Raw genomic sequence first — 11,692 nt, forward strand, 5'->3', positions numbered from 1 at the left:
GTTTTTGATCTTATCTTCCCTTCAGTTAGGCCTTTGTCAGAGTAGCTACATCTTAAAAAGATACCAACAAAAAAGATGGAATAATACTTATGCTAAAATAGTGCCATATAGCCTTAAATAAAATAAATTTAGTTGACTATCGCTATTAACGTAATATCCTATCTGTGTGGTCATTTTAATATAAGGTAATTTATGAATAAAGAAGAGTTTGTAAAGCATGTTCTGGAAGAGCATGCCTCTCAAGGTATAAAGACTACAAAGTCTGAGCTAAATAAAATGTATAAAGTTTTCATGCAAATGATAACAAAAGCGCTACAAAAAGGCCATATACGTTTACATGGAGTAGGCACAATATATACTATTGTTAGCAAAGAAAAATTATGTCGTAACCCTCAAAGTGGAGAAACAATGACTGTCCCTCCAAAAGTGAGGGTGAAATTTAAAGCAAGTCAATCTCTATTAGATGTTTTAAATGATGTAGTTAATTAGTTATAATTGTTTTCATTACTTTTACTGCACTATATAAGCCATGAAGCACTGCTTCACTTATTAAATAGTGGCCTATATTAAGAGCTGAAATATATGGTACCTGTCTTACTTTTTTAGCGTGTTCGTATGTAATGCCATGCCCAGCATGGCATTCTATTGCCAACGCATTAATACATTGTGCTGAATCAATAATGAGCTTAAAGTTTGTTTCTGATGGATTGTTGCAATAGTTTCCGGTATGGAGCTCTATTATATCTGGTTTCAGTTCTAATTCTTTAAGGTATTTTAGCTGTTCAAAATCTGGATCAATAAATAATGAGACTTTAACGTTATGGTTATGCATTTCCTCTACTATATTAAGTAATTTGTCACGCATACTATTAATACATAGACCACCTTCTGTAGTTAACTCTTCTCGTTTTTCCGGTACAATGCAAATAGAATAGGGTTTTATCTCTTTTGCTATATCAAGCATTTCTTTTGTTGCAGCAATTTCAAGATTTAATCTGACCTGAATACCAGATTTAAGATCATACAAATCTTTATCTTTAATATGCCTTCTATCTTCTCTTAAATGAATGGTAATAAAGTCTGCCCCTGCATCAATAGCTATTTGAGCAGCATTAACAAGATCTGGATATAAAGTCCCACGTGCATTACGGATAGTTGCAATATGATCTATATTAACACCTAACTCCATTATTACCTTTTAACAGAAACTTTATTACTCAGACGCATATCTATATCATCTAACCTTGCAAATAGATTCCACGTTTTATCAGGATTATCTTTGAAAAGCTTTATCGTAATACCATTCACCTTCTCTGCTCCATAAATGCAAATGAATAAATCTGCTCACTGAGCTGAGTTTGACGCTTCAGTATGTTCTTATCAAATTTTAAATCTGATAATGTGTTTTGTCTAGATATTACTACAATGTCACTTATAAAATGGTCTGTGACGCCAGATCTACAATAATAGATCTTTTGCGAACAGAAAATTATTGCAAAAGAGTAAAAATGTGTCTTTTTGATAAAATTTTTCTTGTTTTMAAGGCTATCCAACTTAATAGTTTTTTGGACCCAGAAAATCTTCTAAGCATTAATTTCGCAAAAGGTCTAATTTTACCTTCAATGATTCATTACCATATATCCACAATCTGCTAGACTAAACCTACAGGACTTCCAATCATAATAAAAACAGCCAATAATATTATGCCCATTACTAAACCCCTAATATGCTTTGGAGCAAGTATGGTTGCTTGTTCTTTCACTAGTGGTGCTATGAGTAGCTCTCCCAGACCCATCAGCGCAATAGAAGTTATTAAATACATATAGTTTACCTTTCCTTCCATATTTGCATTTAAGCATCCTATATATAGAATAAAGAAACATATAAGCATAGTCAAAATGCCAAGAACAAATTTGATGGTGGCATGATCTCTACTAAATTTACTGTATGCTCCAAGTAGAATGCCAAATATTATTATGAAAATTGGATTTATTGACTGAGAAACAGCAGATGGAATTGTTATACCAAACACTTCGTTGCTAAGCTTTTGGATCTGAGTAACCTAGACTAGAAGTTAAAAAAGTACCAAAAGAACATTCATTCCGTAATAGCTGAAACGTTCCCACATTTCAACAAAAAGCAATAATACCAAAAATTTAGGAAATTTCACCATTCTATCCATAAAAGCCTCACTATAATTTTTTATAGAACATTGTCTTACACTAAATTAGATCTGCTGGCAATACACATTAAAAGCGAATAGACATGAATCATGTGTTATATTCATCTATATCAATATGTAGAATGTTAGGTAAAATCCTATAAATGCTTATATTTTTTATCCATTTGTTTTTTAATTTTATTTCACTTGCTAATTTAGCAAGCCGTACATACAGTATAGGTTGTTTTCTATCTATAAGATCTAATATGCTTTCCCTATTTATAAAATAATTACCAGTAATAATTACTTCATTAATAGAAAATCCATTGTTTAAAAGAAAATTAGAAATGTATCGATTACATTGATCTATATAAGAATGATATCTATAGATGATTTTATCAAACGAACTATATACTATTAATGTTACAAAAAGTGACATCATAACGATGAAAGCACACTTACGAAGAAAACATATTCGACTTCTAGTTGGCATTATACACTATCTTCAACAATTATTTTGACGAGCTCATTTATTCCCATGCCATTAGCAAGTCTCGCTATCTCTGGTACCATAGATAGCTGCGTAAATCCTGGATGAGTATTAATTTCTAACATCTTTAAAGTATGATTTTTAGGGTTATAGAGAAAATCTGAACGAGAAATAGTTCTACACCCTAAAAATTTATGTACTTTTAATGCATTGTGTAAGGTCATATTGTATATGTCGTCGGGAATTTCAGGAGGAAATATACGTTCTGATAATCCACTTGTGTATTTTGCTTCATAATCATAAAATTTATTTTTTGTTCGTACCTCTATAGTACCAATTGCCTTATCAAGCAACACAGCTGTATGTAATTCTATACCAGGAATATACTCCTCTATAATCATTTGATCTCTTACTGAAATATTTTGAAAATCATCGTCTGAAAATATAATATATACCCCTATGCTTGAACCCTCATTAATTGGTTTTAAGACATAAGGATAATCCATACAGATGCCACTCTTAGTCATTATCTGCTTTTTACTTACTACATAACCTATTGGAGTATCAATATCTAACGAAGCAAATAAATGTTTTGACATTACTTTGTTCATCGCAATGGAAGAAGCCATAACTCCAGAATGGGTATACTGTATCCCTAATATTTCTAGTAACCCTTGTATACATCCATCTTCTCCATATGGACCATGTAAGGCGATAAACGCAAGATCAGGATTGATTTCCATAAGCTTTTGTGCAATGTTTTCGTTAACATCTATCTCTATTGCATTATATGATAATTCATCCAGAGCTTGTTTTATGACTTTACCACTATTCAGTGATACTTCCCTTTCCAATGAAAATCCACCACTTAAAACTGCTATGGTATTAGACATATAATACTATTAATTTTAAATAAGCTATATAACTAGTTTTTCTTGTTAGTATAACCATCCATTGATTATAATAAAATATTTGGAAAGATAAAACAGCCGCCCTTTACTTGTTGACTAATAGCTGTTAAACTTACGATAGTTTATCATCACTAAAATGCAAGATAATATCATACCAGTCTCGATAGTAAAAGAGCTAGAAGACTCTTACCTTTCCTACGCAATGAGCGTTATTATTAGCCGTGCCATACCAGATGTGCGCGATGGGTTTAAACCTGTTCACAGACGTATATTATATGCAATGTCAAAGGCTGGATATGATGCTGGTAAACCCTATAAAAAAGCAGCAAGAATTCTTGGTGACGTAATGGGTAAATATCACCCACATGGCGACGCAACAATTTATGACTCCTTAGTGAGAATGGCACAGGATTTCTCTCTCCTACTGCCACTGATAGATGGACAAGGTAACTTTGGATCAATTGATGGAGATCCTCCTGCTTCAATGCGATATACAGAAGCAAGATTACAGAAATTATCACATTTTCTGTTAAATGATATAGATGAGGATACTGTAGATTTCAGACCAAATTATGATGGAAATGAAACTGAACCGGTCGTATTACCAGCAGAATTTCCAAATTTATTAGCCAATGGTGCAAGTGGTGTTGCAGTAGGTATGGCTACTAATATACCGTCTCACAATCTAGGTGAGATTATTGACGCATGCATCTTATATATAGAAAACAATGAGGTGACATTAGATGATTTAATTAAAGCCATACCAGGACCGGATTTTCCTACAGGAGGAGTTATGCTTGGAAGGGCTGGCATTAGATCAGCATTTGCAACAGGACGAGGCTCGATAATTTTGCAAGGTAAAACTCACATAGAAGATTTACCACAAGATAGGCAGGCAATAATTATCGATGAGATACCCTATCAAGTAAACAAAGTAAAGTTAATAGAAAAAATAGGTGAACTCGTAAAAGAAAAGAAAATTGATGGGATCACTGAAATTAGAGATGAATCTGATAAATCAGGTATTAGAGTTGTAATTGAATTAAGAAAAAATGTTAGCACGGATTTTATATTAAATCAAATATTAGGACTTACTCCATTAAGAAGCAGCTTTAGTGTTAACACATTAGTGCTTCATAATAATAGACCACTTTTAATGCCATTAAAAGAAATTATAGCCGCTTTTATTAATTTTAGAAAAGAAGTCTTATTAAGAAGAACAGAGTTTCGGTTAAGAAAGATAAGAGAAAAAGCACACATATATATAGGCCTTTATATAGCAGTTATAAATATAGATGAAGTAATAAAAGTTATCCGTAATTCAAAAGATCCAGCAGAAGCTTGTAATATACTCTTAGAGAAAGAATGGAACACATCATCCGAAATACAGAACATAATTACATTAATTTCAGATAGTACAAGTTTCCTAAGAGACGGTATATATAAACTAACAGAGCTGCAAGCAAAAGCCATTCTAGACATTAAATTACAGCGTTTAACAGCACTTGAAAAAGATAAACTAGAAGTTGAACTAAGCTCAATGCTTGATTCTATAAAAGCATACATTGAGTTTCTTGGCTCAGAAGAAAAGTTAATGAAAGAGATAAAAAACAAATTACAAGAAATAAAAAATAGATTTGCTATACCACGAAAAACTTCAATCGAAGAATCAGATATAGACATTGAAGCTGAAGACCTGATTCCACAAGAAGATATGGTCATTACAGTCACTATGAATGGTTATATCAAACGTGTAAAACTTTCTCATTATCGTACTCAACGTCGTGGAGGAAAAGGTAAATTAGGTCAAGGATTAAAAGAAGAGGATGTAATTACTAAGTTATTTGTAGGTAATACTCATACTAATGTTTTATTCTTTTCGAATGTAGGTAAAGTCTATAGATTAAAAGTTTATAAATTACCTCTAGCAGAGCCCACAGCACGTGGCAGAGCATTAGTAAATATCTTTCCTCTAGGTGAAAAAGAGACCATTACTAATATTATGACATTACCTAACGAAAATAATGAAAATCTTAACATCGTTTTTTCTACTGCTCATGGCAACATAAGACGTAACTCTTTAGCAGATTTTGGTTACATACCAAGTAATGGGAAAATAGCTATAAAATTAGATCCAGAAGATAAATTGATATCAGTGAAAGTATGTGATGAAAATGATCATATACTACTTTCAACTAAATGCGGAAAAAGCATAAGATTCAATGTAAAAGAAGTACGACAATTTAAAAGTAGAAACTCAGATGGAGTTAGGGGTATTAAGCTTGCAAAAAATGACTATGTGATCTCAATGACAATTTTAAATGGGATAGATATAGATACAGAAACAAAAGAGCAATATTTAAAAATACCACTCAAAAAAAGACTGGGATATAGTGCTATAGATCCTAAAACTTTAAATCACTTAGAAATAGATGGTCAGGTGTTCTTAAATCTCGCAAAAAACGAGGAATTTATATTAACTATTACTGAAAATGGTTTTGGCAAGCGCAGTTCTGCATATGAATATAGAACTACCGGTAGGGGTGGTGTTGGTATTACTAATATATTAACTACCAGCAGAAATGGTAATGTTGTTGCTAGCTTCCCTGTAGAGCAAGATGATAACATAATGCTTATTACTGATAAAGGGAAATTAATCCGTATTTCAGTCAATGACATAAGAATTACAGGACGCAGTACACAAGGAGTAACGCTCTTTAAAACGGAAAATGGAGACAAAGTAGTCTCAGTTGCGAAAATTGAAGAACATACAGAGGAAGAAGCTGGTATACCTTAAAAAATTTTTATTTGGTAACAGCACCTACTTTCTCACATACAGATTCTACATTAGTTTGGTTAAGATACCTACTAATGCCATAACATATAATTCCCCGCCCAAAAACAATACACCTATTAAACCAAAGACTACAATAGAGTTTTTTCCAACACATTAGTAAAATCGTTTCTATATAAGTCATGTCTATATAAGTCATGGGATGGAAGGATTTTAATGAAATGGGAAGCAGTCAATCAATTATCAACAGAGGAGTTTTGTCGTTTAATAGGGATAAAGAAATCAACATTTGAAGACATGGTTAAAGTGCTACAAGCAATCACGAGATAAAAAGAAAGAACGAGGATGCCGTAAAAATAATAAACTAGGAATAGAAGAAATCTTGCTTAGAATATTTAAGAGAATATCGCACATATTTCCACATTGGTAAAAGTTATGGCATTAGCGAAGGATACGCCTATAAACTTATTCGTTGGGTTAAAGATACACTGATAAAAAGCAAGCTATTTGTTTTGCCAGGACGAAAAGCATTATTAAAAAGTGATATGGAGTATGAAGTTGTGTTAGGTGATGTTAAGGAAACACCGATTCAACGGCCTAAAAAAACCAGCGCTATTTTTACTATGGAAGAAAGAAAAGTCACACGTTAAAAAGCCAAGTTGTAAAGGAAGCGAAGGTTTCAGAACAGGACTAGCAGATACAGGATATCAGGGATTGTATAAAATCCATAGCTATAGCCAATTGCCAAAGAAAAAAACAAAAAACATCCGCTACCAAAGGAAGAGAAGAAAGCAAATAGAAATTTATCTGGTCAATCTGCACTTAATGAAAACATTATTGGGATGTTAAAACGTTTTTTCTGACAAATATCGAAATTGATGAAAGCGATTTGGCCTTAGATTGAATTTGATCGCTGGATATGAACTCTGAAATGAGATTTGGAAAGAACTCTATTCTTTCATCTGTACAAATTCTTTAAACTGTTTTAACAATTTTGCCTGATTTATTAACTGTTTCTGTAATAAGACTTAACTCTTCTGTAGTCTTGAAAGATAGTGTCTTATAACACAAAGCATTACATTTTTGACTTATGCTCTAAGATATGTGCTATATTTAATGCTTGCAAGTTATCAGCAACTATCCATAGACTTAGTCCATGTTTAACAGTTTGGTCTTTTCTAACACGTGATACGTACACAACATTTTCCTGTACAACATCAATCTGAGTCATGTATCCACCATCTTCACGTTGATCATATACCAAGACACCATTATCTTCAGCTTCACGCAATATTTTATACGCTAATTCCACTGTGATAGGACTATGAAATTCAATGTTAACCGATACAGCATTACCAATAAAAACTGGTACTCTCACACAAGTAACGACAACCTGAATATCTCTCCCTAAAATTTTCTTTGTCTCTTCCGCTATTTGCAATTCTTCCTCTGTGTGGCCATCTTCTGTAAAGTCTCCTACCTGCGGAATACAGTTAAAAGCTATCTGTTTAGAGAATATTTCAGGTTTTTTATCCTCATTCATAAACATTTTTTTTGTTTGGATATAAAGCTCATCCATAGCTGCCTTCCCTGCACCAGCAGTTGATTGGTAAGTTGACACAGTGATTCTCTTTACTTTTGCATATTTATGTAATGGATTAAGTGCGAGCAGCATTTGTATTGTAATAGAGCTTGGATTTAATATTAAGTTATGACCTCTAATTTTTTCATGATTTATCTCTGTAATAATTAATGGCACATCTTCCTGTATTTTAAGATAAGAAGTACTATCTATAACAAGAGACCCCGCTGCCATTGCAATAGGTGTAGATAGATAAGCACTAGCACAGAAAATAGCCACATTAATATTAGCAAAATTATAATCTGTAAAATTTAATATAGATAATTCTTTGTTACCAAAACTTATCTTCTTCCCTACTGATTCCTTTGATGCAAGTGGCACAATGGAATCTACAATAATCCTTTTTGCTTCTTGAAATTCAGCTAGTGTATTTAATATTTCATATCCTATCTTTTCATTTGATCCGATAACAGCAATTTTATATCCCATACTCTATATTATTATACATGTTTTATAACTACACATCTTTTCATTCCTGATAAGTCATATACATATTCCAGAAATGCCAAACCATATGAACGAACTAATTTGTCGATACCACTCTGGTCTTCCCCTATTTCTAATATGGCAAAACAATTTTTCTTTAAACACTTCTGCAACATTACAAAGATACTAGTATAACATTCTAACCCATTTATCCCTCCATCTAAAGCAATGTTTGGTTCTTTTTGTACCTCATCTTGTAAAAATTTTAATTTACTTCTTTTGATATAAGGAGGATTACTCACTATTAGATCAAATTGCATGTGACATTTTGTCCATGAGCTTGAAAATAAACGAGCCCTATTCAATAAATTATGTCTCTTTAAATTTTGATAAGCAATTCTACACGCCTTAAAACTCTTTTCAAACCCAATACCTACTGAATATTGATATTCCTTTAACAAAACTGTAAGTAAGCATCCTGTACCAGTACCGAAATCTGCAATTTTTAACCTTTGTTTTTTATTTGTATAATATTTTAATACAGTCTCAATAATTGTCTCACTATCTGGCCTAGGATCTAAAACATCTTGATTAACTATAAAATCATTACTCCAAAATTCACGTTTACCTATTATATGTGATAAAGGATATCCCTTCGCTCTTTTATTTAGTAATTGCCAAAATTCTGATTCCTTAGATATTGGCACAGGATAAGTAGGATTAGCAACTATGAAAGATATTTCTACCCCCAGTACATGCTGCATTACTATTTCAGAGGTAAGATATGGAGCATCAATGCCATATAAGGATAAAAACTTCACCCCTTTGTAAATCACAGCCTGCACTATTTTGACATCTTAGCCTGTACAGCACTCTGCTTGTAAAATAAGCAAGTATCAAGCTTAAACACAACAATACCTCATATTTTACATAACAGTTGATACAAGAAAATAGAATAGGGGCATAGACTATGCCCCCCTATTCTATTTTATATTATTATCTACCTTACACATAGACAAAATTTTACTGTACTACTATCTTGTAGGAGCAGGAGGTATTTCAAACTTTTCTGATGTACAAGCCCCTGCAATTTCACACACTATCACTTCTATAATGCTGTCGTGCTTTTCACCTTCTCTTATATATTGAGCAATATTTTCCTTAACGTTAAGCTTACCATCATCGTTATAAATAATGTTTCCATTATTATCATGAGCAAATATTTGCTCCTTGACACGATCCAAGATCTGTTTATGTGGTCTATAATAAAAATAAACAGCAGATGCAATAGCTGCTATAATTCCCAAGTAAATGACAGCGGCAGTATAAGGATTACTTGCAGCAGACGTATATATACTACTCAGCGTTTTACTACCCATAGTAAGAGCATTATCAATTCTCACTCTAAAAGATGGAAAGTTCTTATATGCAGCAACATACATAAGACCAACAACAGCAACACACGCAAGAGATGCCATTATTTTGTGCTTTCCTACCAAGTCGTATGTATCATTATACGTATCTTGAATCTTCTTTTTAATACCCATATTTTCCTCTTATAAAATAACCCAAATAATCCTCACTACATTACTAAATTATATAAACAATCAATTTGCATGTCAACCTGTTAACTCTTATTTATATAATCTTACTCTATAATTTAAAGTTTCAGCAATGTGTGCTCTTGTAACCTTTTTATTCTGTGCGAGATCTGCTATTGTCCGTGCAACTCTTAATACACGTGTGTAGCCCCTATTGGATATATGATTTTCCTTTAAAACATGCTTTAATAATTCTAATCCTGCTTGATCAGGTTGAGCAAACTCGTTGAGCAGATCACCACTGATTTCTGCATTACAACTGACATTCAAATTTTCATAACGTGCTAGTTGGAGTGTTCTTGCTCTTATAACTCTTTCTCTTATAGTTGCTGTACTCTCTCTTTCCACAGATATTTCTATGCTGACATTAGGCATTTCAACACATATATCTATTCTGTCAAGAAGTGGACCTGATATTTTATTTCTATAATCTGCCCCACATCTTGGAGCTCTATGACATACCCTATTTGGATCGTTTAAATAGCCACACCTGCATGGATTCATTGCAGCTATAAGTTGAAAATTTGCAGGGTAAGTTATGTGTGCATTAGCTCTTGCAATAGTAACATGTCTATTCTCTAATGGTTGACGTAAGGAATCAAGCACAGATCTTGGAAATTCAGGTAACTCATCCAGAAACAATACCCCGTTATGCGCCATAGTAACTTCTCCAGGTCTTGCATTTTTTCCACCACCAATTATTGCTGGTATAGAGCACGAGTGATGTGGTTCACGAAAAGGACGTGTTATTCCATTATCAATTCCAGTAATACTAGAAATTATATTAACATCTATTAGCTCTTTTTCATTTAAATCTGGTAGAAGCCCAATAAACCGTTTAGCAAGCATTGATTTACCTGTTCCTGGTGATCCAACCAAAAGCAGATTATGGCCACCTGCAGCTGCAATTTCAGCTGCTCTCTTCGCTACAACGTGACCATGTATATCTTTTATATCTTCAATTGATCTTCTCTCTTTAGGTACACTCAAAACTACAGGTTGGATTGATCGCTCACCTTTAAAGTGCTGAATAATGTCAGTTAATTTATCTAGAGCCAAAATAGAATTACATTTTATCCATGCTGCCTCTGCACCATTCTCTCTAGGACAAATTACTCCTTTATCCATCTGCTTTGCATGAATTGTTGCAGGCAATACTCCTGAAACCTTCATAACTCTACCATCAAGAGCGAGTTCACCCATAACAATATACGAATTAATGTTTTCAATTGTTATTATATTCATAATAATCAGTATCCCCATAGCAATAGCTAAGTCATAATGACTACCTTCTTTCAATAAATCTGCAGGTGCAAGATTAACAGTAATTCTTTTTGGTGGTATCATTAAATTAATCGAATTTAAAGCTGCTCTTATACGTTCTTTAGATTCTGCAACAGTTTTATCTGGAAGCCCAACAATATTAAATGCCGGAATCCCATTTACCATGTGAATCTGTGCATCAACACTGACTGTATTAATTCCTCGAAGTGCAACAGTGTTTACATTTGCAAGCATATAGACATAACTTCCCTTATTATTCTTACATCAAATTTTTAATTGTCTCAATTGTTAAATCTGTAATGCGGGCTATTGATTCAATAGATATTTCTTTTGTTTTAAGAAGCTTTCTCGCAACTTCAATTTTTTCTAACTTTCTCCCTTTC

At 32.9% G+C, this 11,692-nt stretch carries 10 protein-coding genes and 1 pseudogene; 3 read left to right on the plus strand and 8 right to left on the minus strand.

Annotated elements, in window-relative coordinates; genetic code table 11:
* Positions 1-192 precede the first annotated feature (192 nt).
* The gene (locus BIY23_RS03380; RefSeq protein ID WP_070065134.1) at positions 193-489 is read left to right on the plus strand and encodes an HU family DNA-binding protein; all 297 of its coding nucleotides are present in this window, start codon (positions 193-195) and stop codon (positions 487-489) included.
* Here BIY23_RS03380 and BIY23_RS03385 read toward each other — a convergent pair.
* The 4 genes from BIY23_RS03385 to BIY23_RS03400 all read right to left on the minus strand — a co-directional run bounded on the left by BIY23_RS03385 (position 482) and on the right by BIY23_RS03400 (position 3,544).
* Positions 482-1,189 (minus strand): pyridoxine 5'-phosphate synthase, encoded by a 708-nt coding sequence (locus BIY23_RS03385; protein ID WP_070065135.1) that lies wholly within the window; start codon positions 1,187-1,189, stop codon positions 482-484. The two genes, BIY23_RS03380 and BIY23_RS03385, sit on opposite strands and share 8 nt — an antisense overlap.
* A 462-nt stretch (positions 1,190-1,651) precedes the next feature.
* Positions 1,652-2,053 carry a POT-type proton-dependent oligopeptide transporter gene (locus BIY23_RS03390; RefSeq protein WP_081326542.1) on the minus strand — a complete coding sequence of 134 codons (402 nt, stop codon included), beginning with the start codon at positions 2,051-2,053 and terminating at the stop codon, positions 1,652-1,654.
* A 217-nt stretch (positions 2,054-2,270) separates the two neighbouring features.
* Positions 2,271-2,603, minus strand: a complete 333-nt coding sequence (locus tag BIY23_RS03395; RefSeq protein WP_070065137.1) for a cell division protein FtsQ/DivIB — start codon at positions 2,601-2,603, stop codon at positions 2,271-2,273.
* Between the two features lie 50 nt (positions 2,604-2,653).
* Entirely contained in the window at positions 2,654-3,544 is an 891-nt protein-coding gene (locus BIY23_RS03400; protein ID WP_070065138.1) for a D-alanine--D-alanine ligase, read from the minus strand.
* Between the two features lie 154 nt (positions 3,545-3,698).
* Between BIY23_RS03400 and gyrA the strand changes: the two genes are divergently transcribed.
* Complete coding sequence (gyrA, locus tag BIY23_RS03405; protein WP_070065139.1) at positions 3,699-6,359, plus strand: DNA topoisomerase (ATP-hydrolyzing) subunit A; 2,661 nt, start codon at positions 3,699-3,701, stop codon at positions 6,357-6,359.
* Positions 6,360-6,572: 213 nt separating this feature from the next.
* Positions 6,573-7,232 (plus strand): annotated as a pseudogene (locus BIY23_RS05530) (transposase family protein); the annotation flags it as partial.
* 199 nt (positions 7,233-7,431) lie between these two features.
* On the opposite strand, the gene BIY23_RS03415 reads toward BIY23_RS05530, so the two are convergent.
* The 4 genes from BIY23_RS03415 to BIY23_RS03430 form a co-directional block, all read right to left on the minus strand.
* Complete coding sequence (locus tag BIY23_RS03415) at positions 7,432-8,427, minus strand: aspartate-semialdehyde dehydrogenase (protein WP_070065141.1); 996 nt, start codon at positions 8,425-8,427, stop codon at positions 7,432-7,434.
* Between the two features lie 11 nt (positions 8,428-8,438).
* Complete coding sequence (gene prmC / locus BIY23_RS03420; protein ID WP_315940526.1) at positions 8,439-9,245, minus strand: peptide chain release factor N(5)-glutamine methyltransferase; 807 nt, start codon at positions 9,243-9,245, stop codon at positions 8,439-8,441.
* Positions 9,246-9,458: 213 nt separating this feature from the next.
* Complete coding sequence (locus BIY23_RS03425) at positions 9,459-9,971, minus strand: hypothetical protein (RefSeq protein ID WP_070065143.1); 513 nt, start codon at positions 9,969-9,971, stop codon at positions 9,459-9,461.
* An 87-nt stretch (positions 9,972-10,058) separates the two neighbouring features.
* Positions 10,059-11,543 (minus strand): YifB family Mg chelatase-like AAA ATPase, encoded by a 1,485-nt coding sequence (locus tag BIY23_RS03430; protein WP_070065144.1) that lies wholly within the window; start codon positions 11,541-11,543, stop codon positions 10,059-10,061.
* Between the last annotated feature and the right edge of the window lie 149 nt (positions 11,544-11,692).

Origin of the sequence: Wolbachia pipientis (assembly GCF_001752665.1) — a bacterium.
GTDB classification, from domain to species: Bacteria; Pseudomonadota; Alphaproteobacteria; order Rickettsiales; family Anaplasmataceae; genus Wolbachia; species Wolbachia pipientis_A.

Bases quoted from the DNA above. Each gene is read 5' to 3' on its own strand.
- BIY23_RS03430 (WP_070065144.1), bottom strand. From the start codon at position 11,543: ATGCTTGCAAATGTAAACACTGTTGCACTTCGAGGAATTAATACAGTC.
- BIY23_RS03400 (WP_070065138.1), bottom strand. From the start codon at position 3,544: ATGTCTAATACCATAGCAGTTTTAAGTGGTGGATTTTCATTGGAAAGG.
- BIY23_RS03415 (WP_070065141.1), bottom strand. From the start codon at position 8,427: ATGGGATATAAAATTGCTGTTATCGGATCAAATGAAAAGATAGGATAT.
- BIY23_RS03395 (WP_070065137.1), bottom strand. From the start codon at position 2,603: ATGATGTCACTTTTTGTAACATTAATAGTATATAGTTCGTTTGATAAA.
- gyrA (WP_070065139.1), top strand. From the start codon at position 3,699: ATGCAAGATAATATCATACCAGTCTCGATAGTAAAAGAGCTAGAAGAC.
- BIY23_RS03385 (WP_070065135.1), bottom strand. From the start codon at position 1,189: ATGGAGTTAGGTGTTAATATAGATCATATTGCAACTATCCGTAATGCA.
- BIY23_RS03380 (WP_070065134.1), top strand. From the start codon at position 193: ATGAATAAAGAAGAGTTTGTAAAGCATGTTCTGGAAGAGCATGCCTCT.
- BIY23_RS03425 (WP_070065143.1), bottom strand. From the start codon at position 9,971: ATGGGTATTAAAAAGAAGATTCAAGATACGTATAATGATACATACGAC.